Source organism: Corallococcus carmarthensis (assembly GCF_003611695.1).
GTDB classification, from domain to species: domain Bacteria; phylum Myxococcota; class Myxococcia; order Myxococcales; family Myxococcaceae; genus Corallococcus; species Corallococcus carmarthensis.
In genome coordinates this window covers 1-16,756 of sequence record NZ_RAWE01000109.1, presented here as the reverse complement: position 1 = coordinate 16,756, position 16,756 = coordinate 1, and the positions used below count along the sequence as shown (strand labels likewise).

13 protein-coding genes and 1 pseudogene are annotated in these 16,756 nt (G+C 72.0%); 8 read left to right on the top strand and 6 right to left on the bottom strand.

Annotated elements, in window-relative coordinates; translation table 11 throughout:
* Entirely contained in the window at positions 1–2,421 is a 2,421-nt protein-coding gene (locus D7X32_RS25860; RefSeq protein WP_120605242.1) for a CapA family protein, read from the bottom strand.
* A 155-nt stretch (positions 2,422–2,576) separates the two neighbouring features.
* A complete protein-coding gene (locus D7X32_RS25855) occupies positions 2,577–3,266 on the bottom strand; it encodes an SDR family oxidoreductase (RefSeq protein WP_120605241.1) in 690 nt (229 codons plus the stop codon).
* A 103-nt stretch (positions 3,267–3,369) separates the two neighbouring features.
* Here D7X32_RS25855 and hemG point away from each other — a divergent pair, with 103 nt between their 5' ends.
* The 3 genes from hemG (at position 3,370) to D7X32_RS25840 (ending at position 6,857) form a co-directional block, all read left to right on the top strand.
* Positions 3,370–4,770 (top strand): protoporphyrinogen oxidase, encoded by a 1,401-nt coding sequence (hemG, locus tag D7X32_RS25850; protein WP_120605240.1) that lies wholly within the window; start codon positions 3,370–3,372, stop codon positions 4,768–4,770.
* Positions 4,771–5,025: 255 nt separating this feature from the next.
* Positions 5,026–6,084: a sensor histidine kinase gene (locus D7X32_RS25845; protein ID WP_120605239.1), complete on the top strand. Its 1,059-nt coding sequence runs from the start codon at positions 5,026–5,028 to the stop codon at positions 6,082–6,084.
* Positions 6,081–6,857 (top strand): LytR/AlgR family response regulator transcription factor, encoded by a 777-nt coding sequence (locus D7X32_RS25840; RefSeq protein ID WP_120605238.1) that lies wholly within the window; start codon positions 6,081–6,083, stop codon positions 6,855–6,857. Before D7X32_RS25845 ends, D7X32_RS25840 begins: the two co-directional genes overlap by 4 nt.
* A 33-nt stretch (positions 6,858–6,890) precedes the next feature.
* On the opposite strand, the gene D7X32_RS25835 is transcribed toward D7X32_RS25840, so the two are convergent.
* A complete protein-coding gene (locus D7X32_RS25835; RefSeq protein ID WP_147450262.1) occupies positions 6,891–8,357 on the bottom strand; it encodes a hypothetical protein in 1,467 nt (488 codons plus the stop codon).
* A 131-nt stretch (positions 8,358–8,488) separates the two neighbouring features.
* A complete protein-coding gene (locus tag D7X32_RS25830) occupies positions 8,489–9,979 on the bottom strand; it encodes a glutamate-cysteine ligase family protein (protein WP_120605236.1) in 1,491 nt (496 codons plus the stop codon).
* A gap of 172 nt (positions 9,980–10,151) precedes the next feature.
* Between D7X32_RS25830 and rlmN the strand changes: the two genes are divergently transcribed.
* Positions 10,152–11,228 carry a dual-specificity RNA methyltransferase RlmN gene (gene rlmN, locus D7X32_RS25825; protein WP_120605235.1) on the top strand — a complete coding sequence of 359 codons (1,077 nt, stop codon included), beginning with the start codon at positions 10,152–10,154 and terminating at the stop codon, positions 11,226–11,228.
* Positions 11,229–11,428: 200 nt separating this feature from the next.
* Complete coding sequence (locus D7X32_RS25820; RefSeq protein WP_014394034.1) at positions 11,429–11,815, top strand: hypothetical protein; 387 nt, start codon at positions 11,429–11,431, stop codon at positions 11,813–11,815.
* 27 nt (positions 11,816–11,842) lie between these two features.
* Here the strand turns inward: D7X32_RS25820 and D7X32_RS25815 are convergent, their stop codons facing one another.
* Positions 11,843–13,453: an adenylate/guanylate cyclase domain-containing protein gene (locus D7X32_RS25815; RefSeq protein WP_120605234.1), complete on the bottom strand. Its 1,611-nt coding sequence runs from the start codon at positions 13,451–13,453 to the stop codon at positions 11,843–11,845.
* A 33-nt stretch (positions 13,454–13,486) separates the two neighbouring features.
* Complete coding sequence (locus D7X32_RS25810; RefSeq protein WP_120605233.1) at positions 13,487–14,341, bottom strand: metallophosphoesterase family protein; 855 nt, start codon at positions 14,339–14,341, stop codon at positions 13,487–13,489.
* Positions 14,342–14,429: 88 nt separating this feature from the next.
* Here D7X32_RS25810 and gluQRS point away from each other — a divergent pair, with 88 nt between their 5' ends.
* The 3 genes and pseudogenes from gluQRS to D7X32_RS25795 form a co-directional block, all read left to right on the top strand.
* Entirely contained in the window at positions 14,430–15,368 is a 939-nt protein-coding gene (gene gluQRS / locus D7X32_RS25805; RefSeq protein ID WP_167506513.1) for a tRNA glutamyl-Q(34) synthetase GluQRS, read from the top strand.
* A gap of 155 nt (positions 15,369–15,523) precedes the next feature.
* Positions 15,524–16,495: a hypothetical protein gene (locus tag D7X32_RS25800; RefSeq protein ID WP_120605231.1), complete on the top strand. Its 972-nt coding sequence runs from the start codon at positions 15,524–15,526 to the stop codon at positions 16,493–16,495.
* A gap of 72 nt (positions 16,496–16,567) precedes the next feature.
* Positions 16,568–16,756 (top strand): annotated as a pseudogene (locus tag D7X32_RS25795) (AgmX/PglI C-terminal domain-containing protein); the annotation flags it as partial.

Genomic DNA, 16,756 nt, shown 5'->3' with positions numbered 1-16,756 from the left:
TCAGGGCACGCGGTGCTCGCGGAAGGTGACGCGCAGCGTGTACGTGCCCGCCGGGGCCTCCACGCGCACGAAGTCCCGCGCGTGCGGCGTCTGGAGCGTCAGCGTGCCGCCCGTGGCCTGCTTCTCCCAGGCCACCAGCGCCAGGTCGTCCACCGCCGTCACGCCCTGGCCGGACTTCGGAGGCGCGGTGTTGAGCGTCAGGTCCAACGCCCACGGCGCGTTCCACAGGTCCGGCTTCGGCGGATCCGCGGGGAAATGCAGGTCCTCCGCCACCAGCGTCCAGTCGTAGGTGCCGCCGTCGTGGCGCAGCAGCGTCTGCTCGCCGAAGAGTGTGTAGGACTCCACGGGCAGGTACTGCACCTTCGCGGAGAAGGCGCCACCGCCCTGCCCCTTCAGCCACGCCACCGCCGTCAGGTCGCGGTTCGGCGGGCCTTCCGCGAAGCCCGGCGGACGGAAGCGGTTGACCAGCTTCACCGCCGCGCCACGTGAGTCGGTGGACGCGCGCCGCTGGCAGAGGGCCGCGGCGCCCCGGTGCGGACCGTCCTGGCACACGTAGCCCGCGCTCGGGCCCAGGCTCCAGCGCGCCGCCTCGTTGGCGTCGTCGTCCACGTCGTGGTCCTCGAAGTCGCCGTGCAGGAGCACGTCGCGCCCGGCCTTGAGCTTCGCGCCCGTCACGTCCGCGCCCGTGAGCTTCGCCACCGCCACGGACTCGCCTTCATGGCGCAGGGCCCGCAGGTCCACCGTGGCGCGGCCGTTGGCATCCACCGTCACCGGTACGTCCACCGTGCGCTCGCTCACCGCCGCGTGTTGGTCCTCGGCGAGCAGCTCGCCCCAGGAGGACTGGGGCACCAGCTCCACCCCGCCCTCACGGGACAGCTCCGCCAGGTTGCGCAGGAAGCTCTCCGCCAGGTCGCCCGCGACAGGCCGGGGGCGGTAGTCCTCGATGTACACGGGCACCGCGCGAGCCCGGTCCACGTGCGCGCCCGTGGCCTCCACCTCCGCCATCAGGCCCACCATCGTCTCCAGGCGGTCCTGGTCGAAGGCGAGGTTGCCCAGCGACTGCGCCATCAACACGCCCTCATGGCGCGCGAAGCCCTGCGGGATGTGCGGATGGTGCGCGATGACCAGCCCCGCGCCCGCCTCCACCAGGTCGCGCATCCGCTGCGCCGTCGGCGTGGAGGGCCGGACGCTGTACTCGACGCCGGTGTGCAACACCGCCACCGGCACGCGCCCCTGCGCCCTCTCCGCGCCCAGCAGCGCTGAAACACGCGTCAGGTTGCGCGCGTCCGCCGCGCCGCCCTGGTTGGGACCCGCGACGTATTGCTGCTCGTGCTCGCTGCCGGTGATGGAGCACATGGACACCAGGCTGTAGTTCGCGCCCGCGAGCGACACACGTGCAGGGACGAAGGCCGCGGCCTCGTTCTGGCCCGCGCCGCTGAAGGCCATGCCCGTCGAGGCCACGTGCGCGAGCGTGTCCTCCAAGCCCGGCGCCAGGTAGTCGTAGACGTGGTTGTTGCCCAGGCTCACGTAGTCCACGCCCAGCCACGGCAGCGCGGGCAGCGAGCCGGGCAGCGTGAAGAACGCGTAGGCCTTCTCGTCGTGGGGCGTGGCCGGGTGGTCCGTCACCGGCGTCTCCAGGTTCACCGCCCGGAAGTCCGCCGCCTGGAAGTAGGGCCGCACGTGCGTGAAGACGGCCTTCGTGCCCGGCAGCGGATCCGACACGCGGATGAGCGCCGCAGGGTCGTCCTCCGGCATCTGGTTGCGCGGCGTGGTGTCGTCCGGATCCAGGAAGCGCCGGCCCAGCGACACGTCGCCCCCGAAGAGCATCCGCACGCCGTCCTCCGGCGACAGGCGCACCGGCGGCAACGTCACGCGCGGCTCCGTCAGGCTCCGGCGCAGCTCCACCGCGACCACCGCCGGGCGGAAGCCCTCCGCCTCCACCGTGAGCAACCGGTTGTGTCGGGCCAGCACGGGGAACCGGAAGTGGCCGGCCTTGTCCGTGCGGGCCTGCGCGTCCCCCACCTTCACCACGACGTCCGCCACCGGCGTGCCCGCCGTGGAGACCAGCGTGCCCTCCAGCGCGATGCCGGTGCAGGCGTAGTCATGGCGGGCGGTGCGCTCGGCTTCGGGCACGGAGGCATCCACCGCGGGTTCCGGTGCGCAGGCCGTCAGCACCGGGGATTCCTCCTCGGGTGGCGGTTCTTCCGCTGTCTCGTCGGGAGGGGGCTCTTCGTCCGGCGGAGGCTCCGCGGGCGGGGGCGGCTCCTCGGTGGGTGGGTCGTCCGGAGGCGTCACCGGCGACGAGGGCTCCTCGCCCGGCGTCACGGCCTCCTGCCCATGCTTCGACGTGGAAGCGCCCGGACCGCACGCCACCAGACACGCCGCCACCCACCCCATGGGCCACCACCGCCGCCACGCCATCCCGCCCCCTCCACCGCGAACGTCCTCGCGACGAGATGGGGACGAAGGCAGCCGGGCGCCAGGGAAGGCATCGTCCCCGGGGGCTGCCTGCCTGCCCTCGTGGGCCGGGGCGTGTTCACCCGGGAACAGCGCCCCTGCCCTGGCGGGTGCCTACTTCACCAGGGAACCTCCGCGCCCTCGTAGTCGAAGAACCGGCCGGAGTGCTCCAGCGAGACGCTGTCGATGACCCGCAGCATCCCGCGCACGGACTCCTCCGCCGGCAGCGGCGCGTCCTGCCCGCCCATGTCCGTCTGCACCCAACCCGGATGCAGCAGCACGCACGCCAGCCCTTCGCGGCGCAGGTCATTGGACATGGAGCGCACGCCCATGTTCAGCGCGGCCTTGGACATGCGGTAGGCGTACGCGCCCCCCTCCGTGTTGCTGGAGAGCGACCCCATGCGCGACGTGACGTGCGCCACCTTGCGCCCCGCCCCGGTCCGCAGCGCGGGCAGCAGCGCGGAGGTGATGCGCAGGGGCCCGAGCGCGTTCACCGCGAACGTGCGCTCCAGGTCCTCGTAGTCCAGCTCATGCAGCCCCACCCACTGGCCGGATACGCCCGCGTTGTTGATGAGCACGTCCACCGGCTCAAGGGAGACGCGCTCCGCGAAGGCCTGGACGCTCTCCGGGCGGGTGACGTCCAACGGATGGATCCTCAGGCGGTTACCGGCTTCGAGCAGCAGCGGCTCCAGCCGGCGCGCCAGTTCTGGGGCACGAACGCCCGCATCCACCGTTTCTCCCCGCCGCAGCAGTTGCTGCACGAATTCGAAACCGATGCCACGGCTGGCTCCCGTGATGACATAGCGCATGCCTTTATTAACGCGCCGGGTGGCTCTCCTTGGCAAAGCTCTTGCCTTCGCACTAAGGCGCCCAGGGTTGCTCACCTCACGACAAGCTCGGGAGTAGGACGTCATGACGGTCGCGGTCATTGGGGGAGGAATCACCGGACTGGCCCTGGCCCACCGATTGCGGGCTCGCGGCACAGCTGCCGTGGTGCTGGAGTCGACTTCGCGCGTGGGTGGAAACGTGCAGACCCACGCACGAGGGGGCTACTTGCTGGAGGCCGGACCCAACAGTTTCCTGGACCGGGAGCCCACGACGCGTGAACTGGCGGAGACGCTCGGTGTGTCTTCCCGTATCCGTCCGGCGGATGCAGCGGCAAAAAACCGCTACGTCTTCACACGGGGTGCGTTGAGAGCCCTCCCTGCGTCACCTCCGGCCTTCCTGAAATCCGACATCCTCCCCCTCGCGGCCCGCCTGCGGGTGCTGGGGGAACTGTTCAGCGGACGCAACCCCACGGGTTCGGACGAGTCCCTGGCCCAGTTGGGGCGGCGCCACCTGGGACGTGAGGCGACCTCCGTGCTGCTGGACGCGATGCAGACAGGCACCTACGCGGGCGACCCGGAGCAGCTCAGCGCGGAGGCCACATTCCCGCAACTCGTGAAGTTCGAGCGAGAGCACCGCAGCCTCATCCTGGGCGCCATCCGTGCGCAGCGCGCGGCGCGGCAGGCGAAGGCCTCGGGAACGGCGGAGGCGGGCCCCGCGCTCACCGGACAGATGAGCACGTTCGACGGCGGCCTGGGCGTGCTGGTGGACGCGCTGGCGAAGGCGCTGGGCGGCGCGGTGCGCACGGACGCGAAGGTGGAGGGGCTGGAGCGCACGGCCGACGGGTGGAAGGTGCGCTTCCGTGAGCAGGGCCAGCCGGCGGAGCTGACCGCATCGCACGTGGTGCTGGCGGTGCCCGCGCACGTGGCGGCGGAGCTGCTGCGTCCGCTGGACGCGGAGCTGGCTCAGAAGGCCGACAGCATTCCGTACGCGCCCATCGCCGTGGTGCACCTGGGCTTCGCGGCGGGGACGGTGCCGAAGCCGGACGGGTTCGGGTTCCTGGTGCCGGCGGTGGAGGGCAAGGCGTTGCTGGGCACCATCCACGTCTCCACCACGTTCCCCTTCCGCGTGGAGGGCGGACGCGTGCTGCTGACGTGCCTGATGGGCGGCGCGCGCCGGCCGGAGGTCGTCGCACGGGACGAGGACGCGCTGGCGGCGTTGGCGCGCGAGGAGTTGAAGACGATGGCGGGCCTCACCGCGACGCCGGAGCTGACGGAGGTGATCCGCTGGCCGCGCGGGATTCCGCAGTACACCGTGGGCCACCTGGAGCGCCTGGCGGCGATGGAGGAGCGGCTGAAGCGCTGGCCCGGCCTGCACCTCACCGGCAACGCGTACCGGGGCGTGGGCGTCAACGACTGCATTCGCGAGGCGACCCGGTTGGCGGACGCGCTGGGAGGACAGGCGGAGGGAGCGGTCCGGAGCGCCTGAGCGACCGCTCACCCCTGACTCGCGACGGCCGGGGGCAACCCTCCCCGGAGGGTCCCTGGGTCGATGCCAGAGTTCGTGGGCATGTTTCACGGACACTGGAGAAACCCCCCATGTTCTCACTGCGCTCGCCGCTCCTGTTCGTGCTCGCCGTCCTCTTCTTCCCCGCGGTCCTCGCCGGAACGCTCGTCCTGGACCTGGTCCCCGCGCCCGTCCCCCAGCGTTAGGAAGCGGGACGGTGTAGCCTCCCGCTTCCGCATGCCGGAGACGTCGTCGGAAGGCTCCATCGTTCGCGCCACGCTGCTCGCGCTCGTCGCGCCGTGGCGGCTGGCCCCCATCGTCCTGGTGTCCCTTCCACTGCTCGCGGCCCAGGTGCGCTGGAGCGTGGATCCGCGCGCGTTCTGGATTGGCCTGCTGCTGTGCCTGCTGTGTGTCGCCGTGGCGCCCGTGTCGTACCGGGTGCTGTTCCCGGAAGGGCTGGACCTGAGCCACGGCGGCATCCGCGTGCTGCTCTACGCGGCGGTGGGCAGCGGCGTGGTGCTGTCGGTGGGCTATGCCCTGCCGCGCGTCATGCTGATGCAGCCCACGTTCCTGTCGGAGCCGTACAACCTGGCCATCTGCGGCGGCCTCTTCCTGGTCGCGGGCTGGGGGTTGGGGCGGGACATCGGCTTTGAAGAGACGCTGGCCCGCGAGCGTGCGCGCGCCACCCGCTTCGCCTGGGAGGCCGAGCAGGCACAGCTCCTGGCCCTGCGCAGCCACCTGGATCCGCACTTCCTCTTCAACACGCTGAACGCCATCGCGGAGTGGTGCCGCGAGGACGGCGCCGTCGCCGAGGCCGCCGTGCTGAAGCTGTCCACGATGCTCCGCTCGGTGCTCGCGGGCGTGCGCAGCGTCACCTGGCCGCTGTCGCAGGAGCTGGAGCTGATGCGCACGCTCTTCGACCTGCACCTCTTGCGCGACCCGGACCTGTTCCAGCTGCGCATGGACGTGGCGGGCGGGCTCGCGGACGTGCCCGTGCCGCCGCTGGTGCTGCTGCCCCTGGCGGAGAACGCGGTGAAGCACGGCCCCGCGGCCGGCCACCGGGGCCCGCTGAGCGTGGAGGTGGCGGCGCGCGAGGGGGCGGTGGTGGTGTCCATCGACAACCCGGGCGCGTCCAAGGGCCCGCGCGAGGGCAGCGTGGGCCTGCCCACCGTGGAGCGGCGGCTGGCGCTGGCCTACGGCGGCCACGCCCTCCTGTCCCTGGAGAGCGCCGACGGGCGCACCCGTGTCACCGTCACCCTGCCCCGCCAGGGCCCCCAACCCGGAGTCCTCACGTGAGAGAGCCCCTGCGCGTCCTCATCGCAGACGATGAACTGCTGGCGCGCAAGCGCCTGTCCCGCCTGTTGGCCGCGCTGCCGGACGTGAGCGTCTGCGGCGAGGCGGTGGATGGGGACTCGGTGCTCGCGGCGGTGCGCGCGGGCGGCGTGGACGTGGTGCTGCTGGACATCCACATGCCGGGCCTGAGCGGACTGGACGCGATGGCGCTGCTGCCCGAGGGCGGGCCCCACGTCATCTTCTGCACCGCCCACGCGGAGCACGCGGTGAACGCCTTCGAGCACGGCGCGGTGGACTACGTCCTCAAGCCCGTGGAGGCGGCGCGGCTGCAGAAGGCGCTGGAGCGCGCGCGGACGCGGCTGCCGGCGCGGGTGAAGCCTCCCTCCGCAACGCCGCCCGGGGTGACCGCCGGAGAGAAGCCCGCCTTCGCGCGGCTGCCCATCCCGACGCGGCAGGGCCTGGTGCTGGTGTCGCCGGACGCCATCTCCCACGCGTCGCTGGAGGACGAGCTGGTGACGGTGTTCACCGCGCAGGGCGACTTCCTCACCGACTTCACGCTCAACGAACTGGCGGACAAGCTGCCCCAGGAGCACTTCCACCGCGTGCACCGCCGGGCGCTGCTCAACCTGTCGCACGTGACGCGGCTGGAGCCCCTGGAGACGGGCGGCTACCTGGCGCGCACGGCACGCGGACATTCGGTGGAGGTGAGCCGCCAGTCCGCGCGCGAGCTGCGCCGCATGCTGGGCCTGCGCAAGGGCGCGGAGGACGAGGGCTGAAACAACGCCTCCCGCGCGCCTAGCGTCCGGGCCTCAGTTCCAGACGAACAGCCGGTGCACCTGCGCCGCGTCGTCGCCCAGCGTGTCCAGCAGGGCCTGCTTCGCGGGCCCGGGCAGCTCCGCGCCGCCGCGCGCGCAGCGGGCCGCGTCCTCGATGGCGAAGGCGGGCGCCTTGCAATACGAGTCCTGCCAGCGCGCCAGGAGCGAGGCGAAGAAGGACTGCTCGTAGCCGCGCAGCTCACCGTCCAGCCAGCCCTCCTTGTTGGGCCGCTCGAACTTCTGCGGCCGCACGCCGCCGGGCTCGAAGGTGATGTTGTGCTCGTAGCCGGAGGCGGACAGGGCCTTCTCCGCCTTCACCGCCAGCGGCGCGTGCTGGTCCACGAGGATGCCCTGGGCCACCACCGCGAAGTGGTACTCCACCCCCCGGCGCAGCGCCTGGTAGCCGAATGAACGCGACACGTCGCGGTACTTCGTCACCTCCACCGTCGTCTTGTACTCCACCGTCTTCGTCTGGCGGACGAGGCGCTTCTTCATCTCACCCTTGTCCTCGTAGGACTCCTCCACCGTGTACGGCACCTCCGCCGTCGCGGTGCGGTCCTCGTGGTCCGTATAGGGGACACTCTCCGTCCACGTCGCCGTCAGCTCCACCGGCTGGCTGGTGGACCGCTCGACCAGGTTGCCCGCGATGGTGAGCGGCGCGTGGCGCGGGGACGCCGCGGAGAACCAGGGCGTGGACTCGAAAGCGCCCGACAGGCGCGTCATCAGGTACTGCACCACGTCGTTGCTGATGCCATCCACGGACGCCTGCCACGTGGGCAGCCCCAGGGCCTCCGGGAAGACAGCCGCGCTCGGAGCGGGCTGCTGGTAGTGCCCGCAGTAGCGCGACACCAGCTCCGTCCAGTGCTGCGCGCCGCCGGCCAGCGTGTGCTTGAGCTTCTCGCACGTCGCCACGCCGCCCTGCGCCACCGCCTCCTCCATGTCGCGCCGGATGGGCGCCATCTCCGGATGGCCCAGCAGCGCGCGCTTGCGGTCCAGGTGCGACTCCGCCGTCAGCGCGTTGCCCCGCTTCGCCTGTTCGCTGATGAGCTGGCGCAGATGCTGGTGCGTGCCGGCCATCTCCTCCAGCAGGGAGCTCTCCATGCCGCCGTCCAGCTTGGAGTTCCACTTCACCTTGTAGGCGAGGAACTGCTCCAGGTTCGCCTCCGCGTCCTCGTCCCGCCCCTCCACTCGCGCCTGCCGCGCCTGGGTGAGCAGCTGCGACAGGCCGCGCCAGCGCAGGTCGTCCAGCGACGCGCGGTACTCCGGGTTGTTGGGCTCGTCATTGACGAGCTTCAGGTAGACCTCGGCCGCCTCGACGAAGCGGCCCTTCTCCGCCAGGTCATTGGCCTGGCCCCGGATGGTCGTGCACGCAGTCAGTGCGCCCGCGCACAGCAGGGCGGGAACGAGGAAGGACCTCCGGCGGGCGCCGGAGCGGAACGAAGCAAGGAGGGAGGCAATCACGGAAACGGCACCCTTCAGCGCGAGGCACATGGCCCCGCAGGCTGACCACAGGATGGCCGCGATTATTCACCGCGACGCCCCCATCCCGACAAGGCCCCCCAGGGCTTCGAAGGCTCCGGATCCCAGGCCCCTCAGCGCGGTTCCACCGGCCAGGTGTGCACCGGCAGCCCCTCCTCCGACAGCTCCAGATAGCGCTCCAGCAGGGCCGCCAGCGCATCCTGGCGGGGCATGTGCGCCTCCAGCCGCTCCAGCACCGCCCGCTGCCAGCGCGACCCGGTCCGCTGGAGCGCCACGCGCTGGGCGATGATGTCCAGGAGCCCGTCCGCCTCCGCCGCGTCCACTCCGGCCTCCGTCAGCCCGCGCCGAGCCACCGGCAGCAGGTGCTTCACCAGATCCACCGCCGACATCACCCGGGGGCTGGGCGCGGCTTCCGAGGGCCACAACAGCTTCGCGCCCAGACCGTAGTGCGCCGCCTGCTTGAAGTTGCGCCGCGCCTGCCAGAAGGGCAGCGCCGGCAACAGCGCGTCCACCCGCTCCGCCAGCCCCAGCGTCAGCCCCAGCAGGAACGCGCCGTTGGCCACCATGTCCACCACGGTGGGGCCCGACGGCAGCGCGCGGAACTCGATGCGCACGTGGCCCTCCCCTTGCGGATCATAGATGGCCCGGTTCCACGACCAGACCGTCCCCTGGTGCAGCCGCAGCTCCTCCAGCTTCGGCAGGCCCCCGGCGGCCACCACCTCCAGCGGAGACTCCTGCCCCATCACCGGCAACAGCGGCGGGTAGAGCGCGACGGCTTCCGCGAACAGCTCGTGCAGGCCCTCGCGCACCCAGCCATGCCCGAACGTCACGCGCGGATGCAGGTGCGCGGCCTCGTCGCTGTCGTTGCGGTCGTCGGTGGCCTGCTGGAAGAGCGCGACGCGCGTCTCCTCCCACAGCCGCTTGCCCAGGAACACCGGCGAGTTGCCGCACGCGGCCAGCACCGGCGCCGTCGCAAGCTGCGCGGCGTTGTACACGCGCGCGAAGTCCTTTGGGGCCACGCGCAGGTGGAACTGGAGCGACGTGTTCGCCCCCTCCAGCGTCACGTCCTCCCAGGAGAGGTTGAGCGTGTCGTCGCCCGCGATGGCCACCTGGAAGGGCCCGTCGCGCCGCTTGCGGATGGCCGCGGACAGCGCCCGGTAGCGCGCCTGCGGCGTGAGCGCGTTCTTTCCCAGGTCCGCCTGCCGCAGCGTGGGCAGGATGCCGACCGCAGCCACGCGCGCGCCCTCTGTCGCCGCCGCTCGCTTGAGCTCCGCCAGCACGTCGTCCAGCTGGGCCTGGAGCCCCGTGAACGGCCGTCCCGCCAGGGGCGAGGGGCGCAGGTTCATCTCCATGTTGAAGCGGTTGAGCTCCAGCGTCAGCCGGTCGTCCTTCGACTTCGCCAGCACCTGCTGGTTCACCGGCAGCGGCGAGCCCGCGCCGTCCACCAGCGCCACCTCCAGCTCCGCGCCCATCGTCGCGGGCCCCACGCCGAAGCCGGGACGCTGGAGCACCTGGCGCAGCGCCTCCAGGCTCTCCGCGAGCCGCGCCACGAAGCGCGCGTGCTCCTCCGGCGTGAACTCCTCCTGCTGGATGGCCAGACCCATAGGCCCTCCACGATTGGCACGACGCGGCGCGCTGGCACGCGAGGTGTCACCCGCTGGACGCCGCAACGTCCCCAGGCTTCGTCCGTCGCCCCCCGCGCGCGCTCCCTTGTCCGCCCTCCAGGCCGGCGGACCCGGGTGTGACAGCGCCGGGTGTGTTATCCCAGCCCCCGTCATGCCGGACGCCACCGTGAACCTCTACGACCTGCCCCGCCCCGCGCTGGACGCGCGGCTCGCCGGCTGGGGCTTCAGTCCCCAGTACCGCGAGCGCGTGTGGACGGGCCTGTACCGCGACGGAGTGACGGCGACGGGCGACCTGACGGGGCTGCGCCCGGACCTCCAGGCGGTGCTCCAGGAGCGCGCGCACCTGGGCGTGCTCGCCACGCACCACGAGAGCTTCAGCAGCGACGGGCTCACCCACAAGCTGCTGCTGCGCCTGCACGACGCGCAGACCATTGAGACGGTGCTGATGCGCTTCAAGGGCCGCGCCACCGTGTGCGTGAGCACGCAGGCCGGGTGCGCCATGGGCTGCGTCTTCTGCGCCACCGGGCAGATGGGCCTGTCGCGCCACCTGACGCCGGGCGAAATCGTGGGCCAGGTGCTCCACGTCACGCGCGTGCTGCGCGCGCAGGGGGAAGCGCTGCGCAACATCGTGCTCATGGGCATGGGCGAGCCCCTGCACAACTACGAGCACACCATGGCCGCGGTGGACATCCTCGTGGACCCCAAGGGCCTGGCGCTGGCGCCGCGCTTCATCACCCTGTCCACCGTGGGCGTGGTGCCCGGCATCCTCCGGCTCGCGGACGAGGCGCGCCCGGTGCAGCTCGCGGTCAGCCTCCACGGCGCCACCGACGCGGAGCGCGCGGCGCTGGTGCCCGCGGGCCGCCGCTGGCCGCTCAACGAGCTGATGGACGCGTGCCGGTACTACGTGGCGAAGCGCAAGCGCCGCATCTTCTTCGAGTGGACGCTCATCGCCGGCCGCAACGACACCGCGGAGCACGCGCACCACCTGGGGCAACTGCTCCACGGGATGGACGCGCACGTGAACGTCATCCCGCTCAACCCCACCGTGGGCTACGACGGCGGGCCCAGCGTCCCCGACGCGGTGCGCGCGTTCCAGGACGTGCTCACGACGTACGGCGTGCCCAGCACGGTGCGCCAACGTCGCGGTATCGACATCGACGCGGGCTGCGGCCAGCTCAAGGCCGCCGTGGAGCGCAAGCCCCGCCGCTCCCTTCCCGTCGCGTCCTGAGCAACGTGCGGGGTCGCGCGGCACACCACCCGACCTGCAGTGTCACCCCGAAGCGCTAGCGTCCGTTCCGCCCGCACGCACGTAACGAGGTGTGGGCGGCACGCGGATGTTCGTGGGCCCTTGCATGGCATGGGCTCGTGGGCACATTCTTCAAGACGGCTTCCACGCAACCCCAACGGCTTCTCTGTCGGAGGTGGGCAATGCTTTCCATCCAGGAGCACGGCACGGTGGAAGAGGCGAGCAGCAACCTGCTCGACTTCATCCTGATCCCCGACAACTGGCTCGAGCAGGCGCCCCCGCAGCCCGAGGGCTCCTCCACGTGGCCGGCATCGGACACCCAATACCAGCGGCGCGTGGGACCGCTGCGCATCTGTGCGTCGGTGGACGTGGCGCCGTCGCTGGACGTGACGCTCCACATCGCGTTCCGCGCGCCGGGGCTCACGCCGCTCAAGGCCGCGGACCACCTGGAGAGCTTCCTCAAGCAGCGCCTGCCGCTGACGCCCAACAGCGAGTGGCAGGTGGAGGTGGACGAGCGCCGGTGGATCCACTTCTCGCGCCGCTACGCGGGCACGCACCTGCTGGCCTGAGGGCCCGGCCCCGCCGTTCCGATCGCGCTACGGCGACAGCTGGTAGTGCCGGAGCGGCTGGGCCACGTTCTTCACCGGCGTCTCCATGAGGGGGCCGAACTGGAGCTTGCGCACGAAGGGCTCCTGCGACTGCTTCAGCGCTTCGTGCACGCTCTCCATCACCAACGTCTCGCGGAAGCCCGCCAGCGACTGCAGGCGCGCGGCCTGGTTCATGCCGCTGGAGAACGCGGTGTAGTTGCGGTTGGGCCCGAAGAGGCCGCAGTTCGCGGTGGCCAGGTTCACGCCCACCGCCACGCCCAGCCCCGGCAGCTTCACCCGCCGGCACAGCGCGGCCACTTCTTCCCGCGCGCTCAACTCCGCGGTGAAGGCCTGGATGTCCTGCGCGGCGCGCACGGCGGCCTCCGCGCGGCGCACGCGGTCCGTCTGGAAGAAGGGCGGACCGAAGAGGCCGATGACGCAGTCGCCCACCATCTTGTCGAACACGCCGCCGTGCGCCCAGATGCAGTCCACGGCGCGCGCGCTCCACTCGTCCACGAAGCGGCCGATGCTGCGCGGGCTGTCGAAGCCCTGCTCGCAGATGCGGGTGAAGCCGTTGATGTCCGCGAACAGGATGCCCACCTCCTGCTCCTGCGCGCGCAGGTGCCGCGCGTAGTCCGGATCCTCCAGGAGCGCGTCGATGGCGCCCGTGGGGAAGAACTGCGACAGGTGGATGCGCTCGCGGTTGTAGTCCAGCAGGCGCTGGCTCAGCGTGGAGGCCAGCACGCGGATGAGATCCATCGCGTACGCGGAGAAGCCCTCGTTGCTCCAGACGACAATCTTGCCCAGGGGCTCGCTGCGCGTGGCCGCGGAGATGAGCACCGCCTCCGTGGTGCGTCCGTCGAACAGGCGCTTGAGCACGCCCGCGTCCCCGTGCAGGAGCCGCGTGCCGTGCTGGTGCACCAGCGACTCCAGCGGGGCGCTGGGCTGCTCTCCGCTCTCGTACTCCAGCTGCCCGTGCCGGTACGTGCGGTAGTGCAGCACGTGCGGCTGCACGGCGTCGCGGTACAGCAGCAGGAAACCCGGCAGCCGCACCCGCTGCGCCAGCGTGCGCACCGCGTGGTCCATGCCCGCCTCGAAGACGGGGTTGGCCAGGTGCTCGTTGCACTGGAGGATGAGCTGGTGCTTCTCCGACGCGGTGTGGACCAGCATCAGCACCGTGTCCAGCTCCTCCGCCACCACGTCCAGCGCGCGCAGGCGCTTCGCGGTGACGCCCGCGTCGCCCGGCGGCCCCGCGTAGAGCACGCCCAGCGTGCCCACCGGTGAACCCGCCACGTCCAGCGTCTGGGTGAGCAGCGTGCCCGTGTCGTGGACGCTCAGGCCCGTGGGCCCCGCCAGCAGGCCTCCGGCGAAGACGCCGCCCCAGTCGCCCTCGCTCCAGGTCTGCTCCACCAGCTCTTCGTCGCGCGTGGTGACCGCGATGCCGCGCGCGCCCAGGTGCTGGAGCAGCGTGGGGAAGCAGCGCCGGAAGCACTGGGTGAGCGTCTCGCGCTCCCGGAGGCTCTCCTCCAGGAGGTCGTCCGTGACACGTCCCAGCTGGCGCAGGAAGCGGTACTCCTCCAGGGACAACTCAACGGGTGGGGACGTGGGCGCCAGGGTCATGTGCGCCCCTTGTACCGCCGCTGGGCGGAACTGTCACAACGCCGGCACGTGCTTCGTGCCGCCCACGACGACTCCGTCCTGGACCTCGATGAGCCAGTAGCCCTCCTTCCCCGCCTGGGTGGAGGAGCCCGCGCCAAAGAGATGCGGCCGGTCCTGGGTGGCCGGGTGGTGGTAGCGCTGGTGGATGTGGCCATGAAGCACCGCGAAGCGCGGGCCCGGCAACAGCTTCAGGAGCGCGTCCGCGTCATGCAGCCCGTGGTGCCAGCCGTCCGCGTGGTTCGCGGGGCTCCTCGGCGCGTGGTGCACCACCACCAGGATGGCGCGGACGTCCAACCGGGCGTCCTTCAGCAGGGCCGCCAGGCCTTCGAGCTGCGCGGGGCCCACGCTGCCGTAGGACAGGCCCGGCGTGGGCAGCGGTCGCGCGGAGCACAGCCCCACCACCGCGGCGCCCTCGCCCACCAGGCGCACGAAGGGGAACGCGCCCTCGCGGCGGTATTCGGGCAGGTCGCTCTCCAGCAGGTCCCCGAAGTGCTGGGCGAAGCGGCCACTGCGCGCGGCGCCGGGGGTGAAGACGTCGTGGTTGCCGGGGATGACGGTGCAGCGAGCGGGCGTCGGGGCCAGGGGGCTGAGCGCGGCGCGGGCGGCGCGGAACTCGCCTTCCAGGGCGTAGGCGGTGAGGTCGCCGGACAGGATGAAGTGGTCCACGCCATGCGTGCCCGCGTCGCGGGCGATGGCGGAGAGCGTGGACTGCGCGTTCCGGTAGGCCTTCGCCCGGCCTCCCGCCGTCAGCTCGACGAGCGCCACCCAGCGGCGCCAGCCCAGCTTGCGCAGCGGCAGGGCGAAGTAGTCCTCGGTGATGTGGACGTCGGAGCAGTGCAGGAAGCGCATGGACGGAGTCACATCCCAGGGAACGGAAGGAAGCAGCGGGGCATTCTCTCCCAGCCCCGCGGGCGGGGAAGTTATGGTTTCGCCCACGATGCGAGGACGCTTCGCCCCCAGCCCCACCGGCCGCATGCACCTGGGCAACGTGAGAAGCGCGCTCCTGGGCTGGCTCCAGGCCCGGGCCGCGGGCGGCTCATTTCTCCTGCGCATCGAGGACCTGGACCGCGCGCGCTGCCGCCCCCAGTTCCTCCAGGACCTCTACGAGGACCTGCGCTGGCTGGGCCTGGAGTGGGACGAGGCGCCGCTCATCCAGAGCGAGCGCGACAGCGTCTACCGCGAGGCCCAGGACCGGCTCGAACGCGAGGGGCTCATCTACCCGTGCTTCTGCACGCGCGCGGAGATTGCCCGCGCGGCGAGCGCCCCCCACGGCCTGTCCGACGAAGGCCCGCGCTATCCCGGGACCTGCGCGCACCTCACCGCCGGACAGGTGTCCGAGCGCGCCCGCACCCGTGCCCCCGCGTACCGCTTCCGCGCGCGTGAAGGAGAAGTGCGCTTCGTGGACGAGCTGGTGGGCCCCCAGGCCCAGGACGTGCAGGCGCTGGTGGGGGACTTCGTGGTGCGCCGCAACGACGGCGTGGCCAGCTACCAGCTCGCGGTGGTGGTGGACGACGCGGCCAGCCGCATCACCCACGTGCTGCGCGGGGACGACCTGTTGCCCTCCACGCCCCGCCAGCTCCAGCTCTACGCCGCGCTGGGCCTGGCCGCGCCCGCGTTCCTCCACGTGCCGCTGGTGATGGGCGAGGACGGCAAGCGGCTGGCGAAGCGCGACGGGGCGTTCGCGCTCGCGGAGCTGCGTGCGCGCGGCCGTCCTCCCGAGCATGTCCTGGGCCTGCTGGCCGCCTGGAGCGGTCTGGGCGACGGCAGCCCGGTGACCCTGCCCGCGCTCGTCGCGCGCTACCGCACGGACGTGCTTCCGCGCTCGCCGGTGGTGGCGCGCGAGGCACTGCTCCTCGACGCGCTCGGCCTGCGCTGAGGCCACCCGGCCGTCCGTCCCACCCTTCGGGACGGGGCAGCCGTGAGCCAGTGAAATGAAGCGGTTTCCCTGGTGCACACCTTCATCCCAGACACGTACGTCCTGGCCGTGCCGAGCGCGGCCAGGCGACACACGGGAAGCGAGGGTGGAGTCCAATGGCAGCCATTGTTGAGAGCGAACGCGCCGGCAACATCCCAGCGGTGCCGGGCAGTGCGTACAAGCTGAGCTGGGGCGCCATCTTTGGTGGCACCTTCGTCGCGCTGGGCGTCTGGATATTGCTCTACACGCTGGGGCTCGCGCTGGGCCTGTCATCGGTGGACCCCGCCAACGCCTCGAGCGCGAAGTCCGCGGGCATCTTCACCGGCATCTGGAGCGTGCTCGTCCCGCTGGTCGCGCTCTTCGTGGGCGGTGTGGTGGCCGCGCGCAGCGCCGGCATCGTGGACAAGGCGGGAGGCGCGCTGCACGGCGCGGTGCTCTGGGGCCTGACGACGCTCGCGGGCGTCGTGGTGCTGGGCATGCTGCTGTCCAACGTGCTGGGCGCGGTGTTCAACGTGGGCAAGACGGCGGTGAGCGCGGGCGGCGCCGCCGCGGTGGGCGCCGTGACGGGAGGCGGTGAAGCGGCCAAGGCGTTCGGCCTGGACGCCAACGACGCGCTCGCGCCCGTGAACAAGCGGCTGCGCCAGGAGGGCAAGCCCGCCATCACCGCGAACCAGCTGGAGGCGGCGACCAAGGACATCGTCACCGAGGGCGTGCGCCAGGGCCGCGTGGACCGCGAGCTGCTGGTGAGCAACATCGCGCAGAACACCAAGCTGTCGCGCCAGGACGCGGAGGAGGTGGCCAACCGCGTGGAGCAGCAGGTGGATCAGGCCAAGACCCAGGCCAAGGCCAAGGCCGGTCAGGTGGGCCAGGAGGTGCAGCAGGGCGCGCTGAAGGTGGCGGACCGCTCCGGCCGCGTCTTCTGGGGCATCTTCGCGGGGCTCCTGTTTGGGCTCGTCGCGGCGGTGCTCGGCGCCACCCTGGGCGTCAGCCGCAAGCAGCGCATCCGCGCCGAAGGGGCGGTGGTGACGCCCCCGACGACGCCCACGACGACCACGACGACCACGTCGCGACGCGAGGTGTATCCGTAGCCTCGGGCGCTCGCGTGCATCCCCGCTTCACGGCTCCCCGTGAGGCGGGTATGACACGCGGGCTCCCGGCCCATGGCGTCCTCGCACCGCACCCTCGTCCGCTGGTTCCTCATCCCCGGCCTGAGCCTGGGCCTGTTCCTGCTGTTCGCGCTGGGGGCCGCGTGGGTGACGCGCTTCATGGACGCCCCGGAGCAGCCCGGACCCGCCGCGCCGCCACCGGCCCCGCCGCCGCGCGCGCCCTCACCGGCGTCTGAACCCTCC

What these genes read in the sequence shown, in the direction of transcription:
- D7X32_RS25860 (WP_120605242.1), bottom strand. Translation starts at nt 2,421, where the DNA reads ATGGCGTGGCGGCGGTGGTGGCCCATGGGGTGGGTGGCGGCGTGTCTG.
- D7X32_RS25855 (WP_120605241.1), bottom strand. Translation starts at nt 3,266, where the DNA reads ATGCGCTATGTCATCACGGGAGCCAGCCGTGGCATCGGTTTCGAATTC.
- hemG (WP_120605240.1), top strand. Translation starts at nt 3,370, where the DNA reads ATGACGGTCGCGGTCATTGGGGGAGGAATCACCGGACTGGCCCTGGCC.
- D7X32_RS25845 (WP_120605239.1), top strand. Translation starts at nt 5,026, where the DNA reads ATGCCGGAGACGTCGTCGGAAGGCTCCATCGTTCGCGCCACGCTGCTC.
- D7X32_RS25830 (WP_120605236.1), bottom strand. Translation starts at nt 9,979, where the DNA reads ATGGGTCTGGCCATCCAGCAGGAGGAGTTCACGCCGGAGGAGCACGCG.
- rlmN (WP_120605235.1), top strand. Translation starts at nt 10,152, where the DNA reads ATGCCGGACGCCACCGTGAACCTCTACGACCTGCCCCGCCCCGCGCTG.
- D7X32_RS25820 (WP_014394034.1), top strand. Translation starts at nt 11,429, where the DNA reads ATGCTTTCCATCCAGGAGCACGGCACGGTGGAAGAGGCGAGCAGCAAC.
- D7X32_RS25815 (WP_120605234.1), bottom strand. Translation starts at nt 13,453, where the DNA reads ATGACCCTGGCGCCCACGTCCCCACCCGTTGAGTTGTCCCTGGAGGAG.
- D7X32_RS25810 (WP_120605233.1), bottom strand. Translation starts at nt 14,341, where the DNA reads ATGCGCTTCCTGCACTGCTCCGACGTCCACATCACCGAGGACTACTTC.
- gluQRS (WP_167506513.1), top strand. Translation starts at nt 14,430, where the DNA reads ATGCGAGGACGCTTCGCCCCCAGCCCCACCGGCCGCATGCACCTGGGC.
- D7X32_RS25800 (WP_120605231.1), top strand. Translation starts at nt 15,524, where the DNA reads ATGGCAGCCATTGTTGAGAGCGAACGCGCCGGCAACATCCCAGCGGTG.